Source organism: Massilia sp. DD77 (genome assembly GCF_036961685.1).
GTDB lineage: Bacteria > Pseudomonadota > Gammaproteobacteria > Burkholderiales > Burkholderiaceae_D > Telluria.
Map to the genome: position 1 here is coordinate 69,366 of NZ_JBAMDH010000014.1, position 18,148 is coordinate 87,513.

Genomic DNA, 18,148 nt, shown 5'->3' on the forward strand with positions numbered 1-18,148 from the left:
AGAGAACAAGATGAACCTCGCCAACCTGAGCATCGCCAAGCGCCTGAGCCTGGGCTTCGGCATCGTCTGCACCATGCTGATCGCGATGATCGTGATCAGCAACGCCATGCTGGCCCGCGTCAACGAGGGCACTGCTGAAATCGTCAATGGACGCATGCCGAAGATCGAAGTGACCGGCAAGATGCAGGCCGACATCAACGATATCGCCATCGCGATCCGCAACATGATGCTGACCGACGATCCGGCCGACCGCCAGGCGCTGACGGAGGAAATCATGGAGCATCGCCGCAGCATGACCGGCATCCTCGCCGAGCTGGACAAGTCGCTGGCCAATCCGCGCGCCAAGGAACTGCTGGCGCAGATGAAGGCCGAGACGGCGAGCTATGTGAGCGGCCAGGACCGCCTGATCCGGCTGATCGGCATCGACGAGCTGGACGCCGCGCGCGCGCTGCTCAAGAGCGAGCTGCGTCCGCTCCTGCTGCGCCTGAAGAAGGTCACGGCCGACCAGACCGCGCTGCAGAAGCAGATCGCCATGGATGCGGCCGCCGAAGCTGCCGCCACCTACCGCAACACGGCCATCCTGATGTGGGGCCTGGGTGCGCTGGCGCTGGCGCTGGCCGCCGCCGTGGCCTGGTGGATCACGCGTTCGATCACCCGTCCGGTGGCGAAGGCGCTGGAAGTGGCCCGCACCGTCGCCTCGGGCGACCTGAGCAGCCGCATCGAGGTCAGCACGCGCGACGAGACCGGCCAGCTGCTGCAGGCGCTCAAGGACATGAACGAGAACCTGGCGCGTACCGTCGGCACGGTCCGCACCGGCACCGACACCATCGCCGTGGCCGCGGCCGAAGTGGCGGCCGGCAGCCAGGACCTGTCCTCGCGCACCGAGCAGCAGGCGAGCGCGCTGGAAGAGACGGCGTCCTCGATGGAAGAGCTGACCTCGACCGTCAAGCAGAACGCCGACAACGCGCGCCAGGCCAATGTGCTGGCCGAAGCGGCATCGAACGTCGCCGCGCGCGGCGGCGAGGTGATCGGCCAGGTGGTCGGCACCATGGGCGAGATCAACGCCTCGGCCGGCAAGATCGGCGACATCATCGGCGTGATCGACGGCATCGCCTTCCAGACCAACATCCTGGCGCTGAACGCCGCGGTCGAAGCGGCACGCGCCGGCGAGCAGGGCCGCGGCTTCGCGGTGGTGGCGAGCGAGGTGCGCAACCTGGCGCAGCGTTCGGCCAATGCGGCCAAGGAGATCAAGGCCCTGATCGGCGAGTCGAGCGACAAGGTGTCCAGCGGCAGCAAGCTGGTGTCCGAAGCCGGCGCCACGATGCAGGAGATCGTCGAGAGCGTGCGCCGCGTGACGGACATCATGTCCGAGATCACCGCTGCCAGCCAGGAGCAGACCGCCGGCATCGAGCAGATCAACCAGGCGGTGGCGCAGATGGACGAGGGCACGCAGCAGAACGCGGCCCTGGTGGAGCAAGCCGCCGCCGCCTCGAGCCAGATGCAGGACCAGGCCGCGCTGCTGGCCAAGGCGGTGTCGGTGTTCCGCATCGGCGCCGAGCCGGCAGCGGCGCCGGTGGCCGAGGCGCCCGTGCAGGCTTCGCTGCCGGCCGCAAAGCCCGCAGCGAAGCCGTCCGTGAAGCCGCCAGCGGTGCGTCCGGCGATCGCCAAGCCCAAGGCCAAGGCGAGCGTGTCGTCGGAAGGCTGGGAAGAGTTCTAAGACCTAGGGTCGGCGGCGGAGCCGCCGACCCTACGATGGCGTCAGCGTTCCGTACCCACGAAAAAAAACGGCAAGCCCTCGGGCTTGCCGTTTTTGCGTTCTCGGGAAGCCGAAGCTTAGAACGAGTGGCGCACGCCCACGTTGAACACGGTCGGATCGGCGCCCAGCGCGGTCGCCGGCGGAGCGAAGGTGCCGCCCGCCGAGCTCAGACCGAATGCCGCCAGGCTGTTGTTGCGGACCTTGCCGTAGCTGCTGTACAGGTTGGTGCGCTTGGACAGGGTGTAGGTGTAGGCCAGCGAGAAGCCATTGCCGCGCGCGCCCGATTCGATGCGCTGCTGGTGCACCGAGGCGTAGAAGCGGTTCGGACCCGCGGTGTAGGAGCCGCCGACGGTGGTGAACTTGAACTCGTTGTTCGGCCCGGTCAGGTCGGCCACCAGGTAGGCGGCGCGCAGGTCGAAGGCGCCCAGGGTGTAGCCGGCGCCGAAAGCGTATTCCTTGTCGTCGCCGGTAACCAGGCGCTCGACCTGCTGGTAGCCGGCGCCCAGGTACAGCGGGCCGTTCTTGTACTCGATCGCCGCGCCCATCAGGTCGCCCGACGGGTCATTCGAGCGCTCGCCCGCGCTATACGAAGCCAGCACGGTGACGCCGCTTACCGCGTCGCTCTTGTAGTTGACCGAGTTCGATAGGCGGCGGGTCATGCGGCCGGTGCCGAAGCCGCCCAGCGTCGAGCCGTAGAAGCCGTGGCCCAGCGGGTCAGCCGAGAGGGCTACCGCTGCGATCGGGCCGTATTCGCGGCCAACGGTGAGGGTGCCGAAGGCGCCCTGCAGGCCGACCACCGCGCGGCGTTGGAACAGGCCGGCGCTGTCGCCGGCGCCATTGTCGAGTGCGACGCCGGCCTCAAAGTTGAACAGCGCCTTCAGGCCATTGCCCAGGTCCTCGGTGCCACGGAAGCCGACACGGCTGGTCGACTGGGTGCCCGAGCTGACGACGAAGCGGTTGTCTTCGCCCGGTGCGTCAGTGTCCTCGATGCCGATCGAGGCGTCGGCGACGCCGTAGATCTGGACGCTGGTTTGCGCCTGGGCGAACAGCGGCAGGGTCGACACGAGTGCGGCTGCAAGAATCTTGAACTTCATGGATGTTCTCTCCAATAGTTGGTTTTGATATTGCCTATCGATCATGACATGAAGGATGGCGGTTGTCATTGTTCCGCCTGAGAGAGGGCGGACTGAGTTGCGAAAAAGAAACCACTGCCCGTACCTTAACAGCAGTGCAATTGCTTGACCAATAATCCTTGGCACTATGCCTATGCTAATTGTGTCTCCTCAAAACGGGCGTTGCAAATCGTATACAGAGTGGCTTACTCCAGCCTTTCTAGCGATAGCGCTAACATCATTATACTCGGCTGTCGATACTTAAATCGGTATCGGAACGGCGGAAAAATTGATTGGATCGTTCTCGGTGCAGCGCCTAACATTCCTCTCGAGCATGTAAAAAAAGCAGCGGCGAGTAGCCAGCGCCAGCGCACCAAAATAACGACAGAGGAGACGTATGAAACGCTTAGCATCGGGCCAAGCTGCGCCCACCCGTACCTTCATGTTGCGCGCCACCGTCGCCGCACTCGCCGGCGCCGGACTGATGAGCGCCGCCACGGTCGGCGCCCAGGAGATCTCCCCCGCCGCGGCCGCCGAAACGACGGAGCCGAGCGACACGCAGACCGTGGTCGTCACGGGCGTCAAGGCATCGCTCATCAAGAGCCTGGCGATCAAGCGCATCAGCGACCAGGTCGTGGAATCGGTCGTTGCCGAAGACATCGGCAAGCTCCCCGATAACAATGTCGTCGAAGCGCTGCAGCGCGTGACGGGGATCCAGGTCACCAACCGCGCCGGTGGCGAAGTCGGCGCCTTGTCCATCCGTGGCCTGCCCGACGTCCAGACCACCTGGAACGGCCGCAACATCTTCACCGCGTCGGGCACGCAGGTCGCGCTTCAGGACATTCCCTCGACCCTGGTTCGCCAGATCGACGTTTACAAGACGCGCGACGCCAGCCAGTTGGAAACCGGAATTGCAGGCCAAATCGATGTCAAGTCGCTGCGGCCCTTCGATTTCAAGGGTTCGCAAGTGTCGATTTCGGCGCGCGAGACCTATCTGGATCCTGCGAAAAAGTGGAACCCGCAGCTCAGCGCCATGTTCAGCAACCGCTGGGAAACCGGCATCGGCGAAGTCGGCGCCCTGGTCAATCTGGCGGGTACCCAGACGAAGTACCGCAATGAAAGCGTGACGCCGGGTGCCATGGTGCCGTTCACCAGCCCCAACGCCGCCGAAGTGCCGGCAGGGTATACGCCTTTGCAGCGCATCTTCGACAACAACATCTGGGCGCCCGGTACCCGTACCGGCTTGCCGATGGCAGCGGGTTCGACGCTGAATTTCAACGGCCAGGCGTATCCTTATTACCTGGCGCGCGACGCCGTTTTCCAGAGCGACGTCCAGGGCGAACGCAAGCGTCCCGCCGCGAATATCGCCTTGCAGTGGAAGCCGAACAGCGATGCGGTCTACACCTTCGAGTCGATGTACAACGGTTATCGCGACAAGGCCTTCAATCAGCTGCTGTTCAGCTTCGTCGACTGGTGGGGCGATCTCGGCAGCAACCCTGCGGGGACGATCACGACCTTCCCGGGAACGAACGTCATCAAGACCCGCACAGTCAACAACGTCTATGGTTTCAACAGCGGCGACTACACCACCTCGAAAACCGATTCCTTCGTGTACGCCCTGAACGGCAAGTGGAATATCGGCGACCGGCTGAAGCTGGACGGTGATCTGTCGTACCAGACGAGCGAGTTCGACACGCAATTCACGGCCACCCGGATCGATCGCGTCGCACCGTCCATCGATGTCGACTTCAATGCCGGCGGCGATACGGCATTCCGCTTCAATAACAATGCCGACCTGGCCGACCCGAGCAAGTGGAATGTGGCGGAGTTCTACGATAACGCCAACCGCAACAAGGGCAGCGCCTTGACGGGCACTCTGGGGGGCGTCTTCGATGCCGACTGGGGTGCGCTGCAGACGCTCCAGTTCGGCCTGCGCCACGACGTACGCAAGGCGTCGGAGGCCAACCGGACGCAATCGGCCTTCCTGGGCCGCAACCTCGCCTCGCTGGGTCCGCAGTATTCCATTACGAACTCGAACTTCGGCACGGACATCTCGGACGTTCCGCGCTCATGGGTGGAGCCGAACGCCTACACCATCCGCGACCATATCGACGAATGGCGACAGCTCTATAACTCGGTCAACGGCAACTTCCTGACGACGGACAAGCTGCGCCTGCAGAAGACCTTCGAGATCGAGGAGAAGACGAGCAATCTCTACCTGATGGGGAATTTCCAAAGCGAGCTGTTCGGCAATCGCCTGCGCGCCAATGCCGGCGTGCGCTACACCAAAGTGGATACCGACATGACCTTCTACAAGGTCGATGCCACCACCAAGGCGGTCACGCCGTCCGGCGCCAGCAAGTCGACCAGCAAGTTCCTGCCCAGCCTGACGCTGACTTACGACCCGACCCAGGACGTCGTGACGCGCTTCAACTTTGGCAAGACCCTGCGCCGCCCGAACTTCGGTGACCTGAATCCTGTCCTGCAACTGGCTGACGACGTGTCGCGGGTGGGGTATGGCTCGGGCACCGGCGGCAATCCGGACCTGAAGCCGACGCAGTCGACGAACTTCGATCTGACGGGTGAGTGGTACTTCCAGAAAGACAGCGCGCTCTACGGCACGCTGTTCAAGCGCAAGATCGACGGCCTGGTCGTGCCCCTGCGCCGCAAGATTCACGTCGAACCGGCGGACGATCCGTTCCGCGACTCGACCTCGGGCGGCGACCATACGAACGGCTATGACTACGTCATCAACTCGCCGGTCAACGCTTCCGACGGCACGATCAAAGGTGTCGAGATCGGCTTGATCTACTTCCCGAAGTGGCTGCCGGGCCCGCTGGACGGTCTGGGCTTCCAGGGCAGTTATACCCGACTCAGCTCGTCGCAGAACGTTCCTGAGGCTAATAGTGCCGGCGAGATCATCGCTCAGCTCGAGACGCCGTTCTTCGGGGTGTCCGACCGCTCGTATAACGCCACCCTGGCTTACGAGAAGGGCCCGGTCAGCGCGCGCTTGTCCTATGTCTGGCGCTCCGGCTTCCTGGCCGCCAACGAAGCCGCCTTGTTTGCCAATCCGATCGGTATCTGGCGTCATCCCGAAAAGAGCGTGGACATGCAGGTTTCCTACAAAATCAACGACAGGACCTCGGTCGATATCGCCGCTATCAATATGACGAACGAAATGCAGCGGCAGTACTACCACTTCGGCAATGCGGGTAATCAAGAGCTGACCAATTTCGGTACGGTCCAGGTCGGACGTTCGGTCTCGGTCGCCTTGCGCTGGAAGATGTAAGGCAAGGCAGCAAAGCAGGGGCACTGCAGGTAGTATCCGGCAGTGCCCCGAATCGTTTGGAAGGGACCGCGAATCATGCAAACTCAAAAACTCTCCACCCTCGAAAAAGTGGGATTCGGCGCCGGCGACATGGCGCTCAACGTGGTGATCTCGTCGATGATGCTGATCATCACCTTCTTCTACACCGACATCTACGGCCTCCGGACCGCCGACCTGGCCGCGCTGTTCGTGGCGGTGAAGGTGGTGGGGGCGATCGCGGACCTGATCATGGGGCAGATCACCGACGGCGTCCTGACCCGCTGGGGGCGCTACCGCCCGTGGCTGCTGCTGCTCGCGGTGCCTTATGGCCTGAGCGTGTTCCTGGTGTTCAGTACCCCGGACTGGAACTATGACGCCAAGCTGGTCTGGGCGTATTCGACCTACATCCTGATGACCCTGATGACGGCGGGCGTGGGCATTCCCTACATTTCCCTGATCAGCGGCCTGACCTCGGACCCGCAGGAACGCCTGTCGGCCAATGGCTACCGCCTGTTCTTCGCCAAGATCGGCGCGTTCATGGTGACGATCATCGTGCCGGTACTGGCCAGCTGGTGGGACGGCGCCAACCCGGCGGCCGGCTACCAGGCCGCGATGGCGGTGATGGCGGCGATGGGCGTGGGCCTGTTCCTGTTCTGCTTCTTCACCACCACCGAGCGCGTGGTGCACAAGGTGGAAAAGCAGCCGCTGATGGACCAGGTCCGGGTGCTGCTGCAGAACGACCAGTGGCTGATCCTGTGTGGCGTCTGCGTGACCGGCACCATCGGCTACGTGATCCGCGGCTCGGTGGCGATCTACTACGCCAAGTATTTCCTGGGAGGCGACACCGCCACCGTCTCGGCCTTCCTGTCGACCGGCGTGGCGGCGGCGATCCTGGCCATGGTGGTGTCCACCTGGACCACCAAGTTCTACTGCAAGGTCAAGCTGTTCCGCTACACCCAGCTGATGGTGGCGGTATTGAGCGTGATGATCTACGTGCTGGTCCAGCCGGGCGACATCATGCTGGCCTTTATCCTGTACTTCGTGCTGTCGCTGGTGGTGGACCTGCATGCGCCGGTGTTCTGGTCGGCCATCGCCGAGACCATCGACTACGGCCAGGTCAAGACCGGCAAGCGCGTCTCGGGCTTCGCCTTCGGCGGCATCTCGGTGTGCCAGAAGGCCGGCATGGCGATCGCGGGCGGCATGGTGGGCATTCTCCTGAATGTCTTCGAGTACCAGCCGAACCAGGAGCAGTCGGCCCTGGCGCTGCAGGGCATCGCGCTGATGCTGTCGGTGATTCCTGGCGTGTTCCACTTCCTGATGGGGGCGCTGATGTTCAAGTACCGCATCAGCGACGATTATTACGACGGCGTAAAGAAGGACATGCGCGCGCACGGATACGTTGCGACGTGACGCAGGTGCGGATTGAACGCGGCGGCCGGCGCTCCGGTGATAGGCAAACTTTGAATCGAGACTAACCATGCAAGAAACCGTCCTGAAACCCCTGATCGAACAACGCGCCGACCCCTACATCTACAAGCACACCGACGGCTACTACTACTTCACCGCCTCGGTCCCCCTGTACGACCAGATCGAGCTGCGCCGCGCCGCCACCATCGAAGGCCTGGCCACGGCCCCCACGGTCACCGCCTGGACCAAGCCCGAGACCGGCCCGTACTCCGAACTGGTCTGGGCCCCGGAGATCCACTTCAACCAGGGCGCCTGGTACGTCTACTTCGCCGCCGCCCCCAGCCGCGAGATCAAGCACAAGCTGTTCCAGCACCGCATGTACGCGATCCGCAATACCAGCGCCAACCCGCTCGAAGGCGAATGGGAATTCATGGGCCAGGTCGACACCGGCATCGACAGCTTCTGCCTGGACGCCACCACCTTCACCCACAAGGGCCGGCTCTACTACCTGTGGGCGCAGAAGGACTACGAGATCGAAGGCAACTCGAATCTCTACATCGCGCCCATGAAGACCCCCTGGCAGATCGAGGGCAAGCCGATTCTGTTGAGCAAGCCAGAATACGATTGGGAAACCATCGGCTTCCGGGTCAACGAGGGGCCCTCGGTCCTGCGCCGCAACGGCAAGATCTTCATCAGCTACTCGGCCAGCGCCACCGACCACAACTACGCGATGGGCCTGCTGTGGGCCGACGAGGACGCCGACCTGCTGAACCCCGCATCGTGGACCAAATCGCGCGAGCCGGTTTTGCGAACCTGCTACGATCATGGCATCTACGGCCCGGGCCACAACAGCTTCACCTATGCCGAAGACAACGACACCGTCATGCTGGTCTACCATGCGCGCACGTATACCGAGATCGTCGGCGATCCGCTGTGGAATCCGGACCGCCACACCTTCGTGAAACCGCTGCGCTGGGACGAGGCAGGCATGCCTGTCTTCGGCCGGCCGTCCACTTATTAAGAAGGACAAGAACAACGTGCACACCGCTGCCCAAACCGCTGCCCAAGCCGGCATCACGCAAGCGCCGTTCGGCCAGCTGCCCGACGGCACGCCCATTACCCGGTTTACGCTCACCAATGCCAGGGGCATGGTAGCGAAGATCATCGACTTCGGCGGCATCATCACCGAGCTGTACGCGCCGGACCGCAACGGCAAGCTGGCCGACGTGGTGCTGGGTTTCGACACGCTCGAGCCCTACCGCGGCGACAGCCCTTACTTCGGCGCCCTGATCGGCCGCTACGGCAACCGCATCGGCAAGGGCCGCTTCGTGCTCGATGGCCGCGAGGTCCAGCTGCCGGTCAACAACGGCGACAACCACCTGCACGGCGGCCCGGAAGGCTTCCACAAGGTGAAGTGGAAGGCCACGGTGGAGGGCGCCAGCCTGCGCCTGGCTTACCGCAGCGCGGATGGCGAAGAAGGCTATCCGGGCAACCTGGACGTCACCGTGGTGTACACGCTCACCGACGACAACGAGCTGGTGGTGCGCTTCCATGCCGTCACCGACGCGCCGACGCCGGTCAACCTGACCCAGCACAGCTACTTCAACCTGGCGGGCGAGGGCGACATATTGGGGCACGAGCTGCTCATCGACGCCGACGCGTTTGTCGCCATCGACGCCGAATCGATCCCGACCGGCGAGCTGACCCCGGTGACAGGCACGCCCTTCGACTTCCGCCTGCCGCGCCCCATCGGCGAGCGCATCGGCCAGCCGGACAAGCAGCTGCGCCATGGCCTGGGCTACGACCACAACTTCGTGCTGAACAAGCCTGATGGGAAAGCCCTGACCCGCGCCGCGCGCGTGGTCGAGCCGCAATCGGGCAGGGTGCTGGAACTCTGGACCGAGGAGCCGGGCGTGCAGTTCTACAGCGGGAACTTCCTCGACGGGTCGCTAAAGGGCAAGGGGCAAGCCTATCAGCACCGCACGGGCTTCTGCCTGGAGCCGCAGCATTTCCCGGACTCGCCCAATAACCCGTCCTTCCCGAACGTGATCCTGCGTCCGGGCCAGGTGTACGAGACCGAATCGCGCTTCCGCTTCGCGGTGGAGGAGTGAATTCGATGGACCTGCTCATCGACGGCAGCCATGAGCTGGGCGAATGCGTGCTGTGGTGCGAGCGCACGGGGCGCCTGCTGTGGACCGATATCCCGGCCGCCACCCTGTGGTCGCATTCGCCGTCCACGGGACGCACCACCAGCTGGAAGATGCCGGAACGCCTGTGTTCCTTTGCCCTGACCGGCAGCGACGACCGCCTGCTGCTGGGACTGGCCTCGGGGCTGGCCTTCTTCAGCTTCTCGAGCGGGAAGGTCACGCGCATTTGCGAGGTCGAATCGGATATTCCTGCGACCCGCCTGAACGATGGCCGCTGCGACCGCCAGGGACGCTTCGTGTTCGGCATGTTCAACCAGGATGAGAACCCGAAGCAGGCCTTGGGCGGTTTCTACCGCCTGAACCTGGACCTCACGCTGGAACGCCTGCCGATCGGGAACGCGGCCATCGCCAATTCGATCTGCTTCAGTCCCAATGGGCGGCGCATGTATTTCGCCGATTCCGCGACGCGCGAGATCCGCTTCGCCGACTACAACCCGTGCAGCGGGGAGGTGGGCGATACGCATACCTTCGTGGCGGCAGACGCGGCGCCGGGGGAACCGGATGGATCCTGCATCGATGCCGAGGGCTATCTGTGGACCACGCGCTGGGGCGCCGGCAAGGTGATGCGCTTCGCCCCGGACGGCCGCCTGGACCGCGTGCTGGAACTGGCCGCGCCGCAGCCGAGCTGCCCGGCCTTCGGCGGGCCGGATTTCTCCACCTTGTATGTCACCTCCGCGCATCTTGGCATGACGGCCAATGATCGCGCCGCCGCGCCGCTCTCCGGCGCGCTGTTCCGCCAGTCGCTCGACGTCCGCGGCCTGCCTGAAAACCGCTTCCTCCACCGGTAGGGTTGGCGGCTCCGCCGCCGACGCGTTCAACGCACGTGTGCACGCTTGCGCCCGTGCCGGTTGAACGCGTCCGCGGGAAACCCGCCGACCCTACTGTATTGATACGAAATCCGATATCAATGATGCCTAAAAATTGATTGGAAAGTTATCTAGCCACATTTTAGACTTCCTCATCGCTGATCGGGAGACACCAGGGTGGTGACAAGCTGCCCTAGGCCGAAGAATAACGAGGAGAACTACGAATGTCCGAGCAAAAGAAGAAAACCCCCTTGCGTTCCGCCGCGTGGTTTGGAACCCAGGACAAGAACGGCTTCATGTACCGGAGCTGGATGAAGAACCAGGGCATTCCCGACCACGAATTCCAGGGCAAGCCGATCATCGGCATCTGTAATACCTGGTCCGAACTCACCCCCTGCAACGCCCATTTCCGCAAGCTGGCCGAACACGTCAAGCGCGGCATCCTGGAAGCCGGCGGCTTCCCGGTCGAATTCCCTGTCTTCTCGAACGGCGAATCGAACCTGCGCCCGACCGCCATGCTGACCCGGAACCTGGCCGCGATGGATGTCGAAGAGTCGATCCGCGGCAATCCGATGGACGCCGTGGTCCTGCTGGTGGGCTGCGACAAGACTACCCCGGCCCTCCTGATGGGCGCGGCCAGCGTCGACCTGCCGACCATCGTCGTCACCGGCGGCCCCATGCTCAACGGTAAGCTGAACGGCAAGGACATCGGTTCCGGCACCGCCGTCTGGCAGCTGCACGAGCAGGCCAAGGCCGGCCAGATCACGATGCACGAATTCCTGTCCGCCGAAGCCGGCCACTCGCGCTCGGCCGGCACCTGCAACACCATGGGCACCGCCTCGACCATGGCCTGCATGGCCGAGTCGCTCGGCACCTCGCTGCCGCACAACGCCGCGATTCCGGCGGTGGACGCGCGCCGCTACGTGCTGGCCCACATGTCGGGCATCCGCATCGTCGAGATGGTGCACGAAGACCTGAAACTGTCGAAGATCCTCAAGCGCGAGAACTTCGAGAACGCGATCCGCATGAACGCGGCCATCGGCGGCTCGACCAATGCCGTGATCCACCTGAAGGCGATCGCCGGCCGCGTCGGCGTGCCGCTCGAGCTGGAAGACTGGACCACCATCGGCAAGGGCACCCCCACCGTGGTCGACCTGCTGCCTTCGGGCCGCTTCCTGATGGAAGAGTTCTACTACGCCGGCGGCCTGCCGGCCGTCATTCGCCGCATGGGCGAGGGCGGCCTGATTCCGCACAAGGACGCGCTGACCGTCAACGGCAAGACCCTGTGGGAGAACTGCCAGGACGCGCCGATCTACAACGACGAAGTGATCCGCAAGCTGGACAACCCGCTGATCGCCGATGGCGGCATCTGCATCCTGCGCGGCAACCTGGCGCCGCGCGGCGCCGTGCTGAAGCCTTCGGCCGCCTCGCCGCACCTGATGAAGCACCGCGGCAAGGCCGTGGTGTTCGAGGACTTCGACCACTACAAGCAGCGCATCGTCGATCCGGACCTGGACGTGGACGAGAACTCGGTCCTGCTCATGAAGAACTGCGGTCCCAAGGGTTACCCGGGCATGGCCGAAGTGGGCAACATGGGCCTGCCGCCCAAGCTGCTGGCCAGGGGCATCACCGACATGGTGCGCATCTCGGACGCGCGCATGAGCGGCACCGCCTACGGCACCGTGGTCCTGCACGTGGCGCCGGAAGCGATGGCCGGCGGCCCGCTGGGCATCGTCCAGGACGGCGACATGATCCAGCTGGACTGCTACAGCGGCGCGCTGAACGTGGAGCTGTCGGACGAGGAGATCAAGGCCCGCCTGGCCGACCGCGCGGAGAAGACCAAGCCGGTCCAGCACAGCGGCTACCAGCGGCTCTACCTCGACCACGTGCTGCAGGCGGACGAAGGCTGCGACTTCGACTTCCTGGTGGGCAGCCGTGGTTCCGCCGTACCCAAGCATTCGCATTAATCCGGACGCTGGCTGAACGCGTCGGCGGCGGAGCCGCCCACCCTGCGCAGGGTCGGCAGCTTCGCTGCCGACGCGTTCAACGCACGTATCCCGACACCAAAACCCAAAGGAGACCGGGCCATGCTGCTCGTACAATTTCTGACCGAATCCAAGGAGCGCCGCGTCGGCATCCTGCACGACAACATCATCCGCGTCGTCAACGGCTACGCCACCACCCTGGACCTGGCGCGCGCCGCGATCGCGACCGGAGCAGGCCTGGCGCAACTGGCCGACAGCTCGGCCGGTCTTGAGACCTTTCACTACGACGATGTCGCCAAGTCCGGCCGCATCCTGCCGCCGCTCGACCACCCGGACGCCGCCCACTGCTACGTCACCGGCACCGGCCTGACCCACCTGGGCAGCGCCGACACCCGCGACGCCATGCACAAGAAGATCGGCGGCGACGTCGAGACCCTGAGCGACTCGATGAAGATGTTCCGCATGGGCGTCGAAGGCGGCAAGCCCGCAGCGGGCACCCCTGGGGTGCAGCCGGAATGGTTCTACAAGGGCGATGGCTCGATCGTGCGCGCCAGCGGCCAGGACATGGAGATGCCCGACTTCGCCCTCGACGGCGGCGAAGAGCCGGAAATCGCCGGCCTTTACCTGATCGGCGACGACGGCCAGCCTTACCGTCTCGGTTTCGCGATCGGCAACGAGTTCTCGGACCACGTCACCGAACGCCAGAACTACCTGTATCTCGCCCATTCGAAGCTGCGCAACTGCGGCGTCGGCCCGGCCTTGCTGGTCGGCGAACTGCCGGCCCACGTCGAAGGCGTCTCGCGCATCTATGGCAAGGATGGCCAGGTGCGCTGGGAGAAGGCGTTCGTCAGCGGCGAGCAGAACATGTCGCACACCATCGCGAATCTCGAATACCACCACTTCAAGTACGGCCTGTTCAATCGTCCGGGCGACGTGCACATCCACTTCTTCGGTACCGCGACCCTGAGCGTGGCCGACAACATCGTGGTGGAAGCCGGCGAGACCTTCGAAGTCCAGTCGCCCACCTTCGGCCCGGCCCTGCGCAACAAGCTGGCCGTCCACGCCACCCCATTTGCGAAAGTGAAGACCTTATGAGCATTACCGGAGAAGCCATCATCGGCGGCGCCCAGGAACGCGGCGCCGGCGGTTCGTTCAAGGCCTGGGACCCGACCCGCCGCGACTACCTGGAGCCCGCCTTCCACATGGTCACGCCCGACCAGATCGACCGCGCCTGCCGCCTGGCCGGCGAAGCCTTCGACACCTTCCGCGCCACCAGCGACCAGGAACGCGCCCGGTTCCTCGATACGGTCGCCGAGCAGATCCTGGCCATCGGCGACGAACTGATCGAGCGCGCGATGGCCGAATCCGGCCTGCCGCGCGTACGCCTGGAAGGGGAGCGCATGCGCACCGTGAACCAGCTGCGCATGTTCGGCACCTTGCTGCGCGAAGGCTCCTGGGCCGACGCCCGCCTGGATACCCCGCTGCCGGAACGCGCGCCGCCGCGCCCGGACCTGCGCATGCGCCTGATCGGCCTGGGCCCGGTCGCCGTGTTCGCCGCTTCGAACTTCCCGCTGGCCTTCTCGGTGGCCGGCGGCGATACCGCATCAAGCTTCGCGGCCGGCTGCCCGGTCGTGCTGAAGGCCCACTCGGCCCACCCCGGCACCTCGGAACTGGTGGCGCGCGCCGTCACCAAGGCCGTCCAGCTGTGCGCACTGCCGGCCGGCGTGTTTTCCCTGCTGACGGGCACCGGCAACGGCATCGGCCAGGCCCTGGTCGGCCATCCGGCGATCCAGGCGGTCGGCTTCACCGGTTCGCGCTCCGGCGGCACCGCCCTGATGGCCGTGGCCGCGGCGCGCAAGCAGCCGATTCCGGTCTATGCCGAGATGAGCAGCATTAACCCGGTGTTCCTGATGCCGAACGCGCTGGAAAACCGCGCCGAGGAAATCGGCAAGAACTTCGCCGCCTCGCTGACCCTGGGCGTCGGCCAGTTCTGCACCAACCCCGGCCTGGTGCTGGCGGTGGACGGCCCCGGCCTGTCCACCTTCTGCAAGGCCGCGACGGAAGCACTGCACGCCACCCAGGCGGCCGTCATGCTGAACCAGAACATCGCCGACAGCTACCGCAAGGGCGTCGACGCGCTGGCGAACAATGCAGCGATCACCACCCTGGCGCGCCTGGACCATGACGAAGGGAAGGGCGCCGCCGCGCTGTTCCGCGTCAGCGCGGAAGAGTTCCTGACCCGCCACGAGCTGCACGAGGAAGTCTTCGGCCCGGCCTCGGTGCTGGTGGTGTGCCAGAGTCTTGATCAGCTGCGCGAGGTGGCGGAAGTGCTGGAAGGCCAGCTGACCGCGACCCTGCAGATCGATCCGGACGACTACGCGGATGCCAAGGCCCTGCTGCCGGTCCTGGAGCGCAAGGTCGGCCGCATCCTGGCCAACGGCTACCCGACCGGCGTCGAAGTGTCGACCGCCATGGTCCACGGCGGCCCCTTCCCGTCGACCGCGGACGGCCGCAGCACCTCGGTGGGCACCGGCGCGATCAGCCGCTTCCTGCGCCCGGTCTGCTACCAGAACATGCCGGCCGAGCTGCTGCCGGAAGTCCTGCGCGACGGCAACCCGCTGGGCACCTGGCGCCGCCGCGACGGCGCGTTGACCAAAGAGTAAAAACGGCCGCACAATAAGAACAGATGGAGACAAGTATGAGTCAGTTGGCGAAGTATCCCAGCTTGCAGGGCAAGCGAGTATTCGTGACCGGCGGCGGCACCGGCATCGGCGAGGCGATCGTGAGCGCCTTCGTGGAGCAGGGCGCCGTGGTGGCCTTCGTGGACATCGCCAGGCAGCCGAGTGAAGCGCTGTGCGCGAAACTCGCCGCGGCGGGCCACGACGCGCCGGTGTTCCGCTATTGCGACATCACCGACATTCCCGCGCTGCAGCGCACGGTGGCCGAGCTGGCCGCCCAGCTGGGCGACTTCGACATCCTGGTCAACAATGCCGCCAACGACCAGCGCCACGACATCAAGGATGTCTCGCTCGACTACTGGAACGAGCGCATCGCCATCAACCAGCGCCCGATGTTCTTCACCATCCAGGCGGTGCTGGAGGGCATGAAGAAAAAGGGCGGCGGCTCCATCATCAATTTCAGTTCCATGTCCTGGCACGCCAAGGGCGCGGGCTACCCGGTCTACGCCACCACCAAGGCGGCCGTCATCGGCCTGACCCGCAGCCTGGCGCGCGACCTCGGCCCGTTCGGGGTGCGCGTGAATACCGTCACGCCGGGCTGGGTCATGACCCAGCGCCAGATCGACCTGTGGGTCGATGCGGCGGCGGAAGAGGAGATCAAGAAGGCGCAATGCCTGCCGGGCAAGCTGATGCCGGAGGACGTCGCCAACATGGTGCTCTTCCTGGGTGCGGACGACAGCAAGATGTGCACCGCGCAGGACTTCGTGGTGGATGCGGGTTGGACTTGATCCGGTAGTGTTTTTCTGGTTTGGCGCGATGCCAACCAGTGCAGCATCCGTCTAGTCGTCCCCGCTCACCCACCCGTCATTCCCGCGCAGGCGGGAACCCAAGTGTGTTCGATCTGCATGCAAACTTGGGTCCCCGCCTGCGCGGGGATGACGGGGTGTTTTGGAGTCCGCCATGAACGCAACCCGTCACACCCTGCTGGCCGCCATCGCCCTGCTGTGCACCCAGGCCCACGCCGCACCGCTGACCAGCCCCGACCGCCACATCAGCGTCGACGTCGCCATCTCGACCGACGGCGCGCTGACCTACGCCATCTCGCGCGACGGCAAACCGGTCATCCTCGCATCCGCCCTCGGCCTCCAGCTGAAGGGCGCCGACCTGTCCAGCAAGCTGAGCCTCGCCGCCAGTTCGCCGGTCAAACCGGTGCGCGACACCTACGAACTCGCCACGGCGAAGAAACGCAAGATCAGCTATAGCGCCAACGAACAGACCCACACCGTGCGCAACGCGGCGGGGCATGCGATGGACGTGACGTTCCGCGCCTCGAACGACGGCGTCGCCTTCCGCTACGTGGTGCGCGAGCCGAAGCTGGCCGTCAAGCAGTTCGTCTCCGAGGCCACCAGCTTCGCCTTCGATCCCGCAAGCAAAGCCTGGCTGCAGCCGATGTCGGTCGCCCAGACCGGCTGGAGCAACACCAACCCGTCCTACGAGGAACACTACCAGCGCGAGATCCCGGTCGGCACGCCGTCCAAGCTGGGTGCAGGCTGGGTCTTCCCGGCCCTGTTCCGCACGGGCGACACCTGGGTGGCCCTGACCGAAGCCAACATGGACGGCAGCTTCCACGCCTCGCGCCTGGCTTCCGAGTCGCCGAACGGCGTCTACCGCCTCGCGCCGCCGGCGGCGCCCGAGGTCTTCACGAACGGTGCGCTGCTCGCCAGCGTGAAGGGCGAACTCGTCACCCCGTGGCGCATCGTTACCCTCGGCTCGCTCAAGACCCTGGTCGAATCCACGCTCGGCACCGACCTGGCCGCGCCAGGCATTCCCTTCGCCAAGGCGCGCGTCCAGCCCGGCCATGCTTCCTGGAGCTGGGCGCTGCTGAAGGACGAGGGTACGGTCTTCGACACCCAGAAGCAGTTCGTCGACTTCGCCGCCGACATGAAATGGGACTACACCCTGGTCGACGCCGACTGGGACCGCAAGATCGGCCTCGACAAGCTGCGCGATCTGGTCAGGTACGCGGACGGGAAAAAAGTCGGCATCCTGGTCTGGTACAACTCGTCCGGCGCCTGGAACAAGACCGAGTACAGCCCCAAGAGCGCGCTGCTCACGCCAGGCCAGCGCAAGAAGGAATTCGCCCGCCTGCGCGAGCTCGGCGTCAAGGGCGTGAAGATCGACTTCTTCGCCGGGGACGGCCAGTCGATGGTCGCCTACTACGTCGAGCTCTTGAAGGACGCCGCCGATGCCGGCCTGCTGGTGAACTTCCATGGCGCCACCTTGCCGCGCGGCTGGTCGCGCACCTATCCCAACCTGATGACGGTGGAAGCAGTCCGCGGCCTGGAATTCACGACCTTCGAGCAGGCCGACCAGGACGCGGTGCCCGCCCACGCGGCCATGCTGCCCTTCGCCCGCAACCTGTTCGACCCGATGGACTTCACCCCGATGGTGTTCGGCGACATCCCCAAGATCAAGCGCTCCACCCGCAACGGCTTCGAGCTGGCCGAGTCGGTGCTGTTCCTGTCCGGGATCCAGCACTTCGCCGAGCGTCCGGAAGGCATGGCGAGCGCGCCCGGTCACGTGAAGGCGCTGCTGCAGGACCTGCCGCGCAGCTGGGACGACGTGCGCTTCATCGACGGCTATCCGGGCCGCTACGCCATCATCGCGCGCAGGAGCGGCGACAGCTGGTACGTGGCGGGCATCAACGCCGACGGCGCCGAGCGCAAGGTGGAGCTCGACCTGTCCTTCCTCGGCGGGCGCACCGGCAGCTTGATGACCGACGGCGACACCGAACGCAGCTTCACGCAGGCCCCCATCAAGGCCGGCAAGTCAACGATCAGCATCAAACCGCAAGGCGGCTTCATCGCCGTATTCAAGTAAAACACCAGGA

General features: G+C 65.0%; 12 protein-coding genes. 11 read left to right on the top strand and 1 reads right to left on the bottom strand.

The features are described 5' to 3' along the window. Positions 1 to 10 precede the first annotated feature (10 nt). Positions 11 to 1,717: a methyl-accepting chemotaxis protein gene (locus tag V7778_RS10195; protein ID WP_335554780.1), complete on the top strand. Its 1,707-nt coding sequence runs from the start codon at positions 11 to 13 to the stop codon at positions 1,715 to 1,717. A gap of 116 nt (positions 1,718 to 1,833) precedes the next feature. Here V7778_RS10195 and V7778_RS10200 read toward each other — a convergent pair whose 3' ends face one another. After that, the gene (locus tag V7778_RS10200; protein WP_335554783.1) at positions 1,834 to 2,850 is read right to left on the bottom strand and encodes a porin; all 1,017 of its coding nucleotides are present in this window, start codon (positions 2,848 to 2,850) and stop codon (positions 1,834 to 1,836) included. A gap of 415 nt (positions 2,851 to 3,265) precedes the next feature. Between V7778_RS10200 and V7778_RS10205 the strand changes: the two genes are divergently transcribed. The 10 genes from V7778_RS10205 to V7778_RS10250 all read left to right on the top strand — a co-directional run bounded on the left by V7778_RS10205 (position 3,266) and on the right by V7778_RS10250 (position 18,138). After that, positions 3,266 to 6,157 (top strand): TonB-dependent receptor, encoded by a 2,892-nt coding sequence (locus V7778_RS10205; protein ID WP_335554785.1) that lies wholly within the window; start codon positions 3,266 to 3,268, stop codon positions 6,155 to 6,157. A 75-nt stretch (positions 6,158 to 6,232) separates the two neighbouring features. Continuing rightward, entirely contained in the window at positions 6,233 to 7,585 is a 1,353-nt protein-coding gene (locus V7778_RS10210; protein ID WP_335554789.1) for an MFS transporter, read from the top strand. A gap of 67 nt (positions 7,586 to 7,652) precedes the next feature. After that, a complete protein-coding gene (locus V7778_RS10215; RefSeq protein WP_335554794.1) occupies positions 7,653 to 8,603 on the top strand; it encodes a glycoside hydrolase family 43 protein in 951 nt (316 codons plus the stop codon). 16 nt (positions 8,604 to 8,619) lie between these two features. Continuing rightward, positions 8,620 to 9,693 carry an aldose epimerase family protein gene (locus V7778_RS10220; RefSeq protein ID WP_335554797.1) on the top strand — a complete coding sequence of 358 codons (1,074 nt, stop codon included), beginning with the start codon at positions 8,620 to 8,622 and terminating at the stop codon, positions 9,691 to 9,693. Between the two features lie 5 nt (positions 9,694 to 9,698). Beyond that, positions 9,699 to 10,577, top strand: a complete 879-nt coding sequence (locus V7778_RS10225; protein ID WP_335554800.1) for an SMP-30/gluconolactonase/LRE family protein — start codon at positions 9,699 to 9,701, stop codon at positions 10,575 to 10,577. A 242-nt stretch (positions 10,578 to 10,819) separates the two neighbouring features. After that, complete coding sequence (locus V7778_RS10230; protein WP_335554803.1) at positions 10,820 to 12,562, top strand: IlvD/Edd family dehydratase; 1,743 nt, start codon at positions 10,820 to 10,822, stop codon at positions 12,560 to 12,562. Positions 12,563 to 12,682: 120 nt separating this feature from the next. Continuing rightward, positions 12,683 to 13,675, top strand: coding sequence for an AraD1 family protein (gene araD1 / locus V7778_RS10235; RefSeq protein ID WP_335554806.1), 993 nt, complete (start codon positions 12,683 to 12,685; stop codon positions 13,673 to 13,675). Next, positions 13,672 to 15,243 (top strand): aldehyde dehydrogenase (NADP(+)), encoded by a 1,572-nt coding sequence (locus V7778_RS10240; RefSeq protein WP_335554809.1) that lies wholly within the window; start codon positions 13,672 to 13,674, stop codon positions 15,241 to 15,243. Before araD1 ends, V7778_RS10240 begins: the two co-directional genes overlap by 4 nt. A 35-nt stretch (positions 15,244 to 15,278) precedes the next feature. After that, positions 15,279 to 16,046, top strand: coding sequence for an SDR family NAD(P)-dependent oxidoreductase (locus V7778_RS10245; protein WP_335554812.1), 768 nt, complete (start codon positions 15,279 to 15,281; stop codon positions 16,044 to 16,046). 172 nt (positions 16,047 to 16,218) lie between these two features. After that, positions 16,219 to 18,138: a glycoside hydrolase family 97 protein gene (locus V7778_RS10250; protein ID WP_335554815.1), complete on the top strand. Its 1,920-nt coding sequence runs from the start codon at positions 16,219 to 16,221 to the stop codon at positions 18,136 to 18,138. Positions 18,139 to 18,148: the final 10 nt, after the last annotated feature.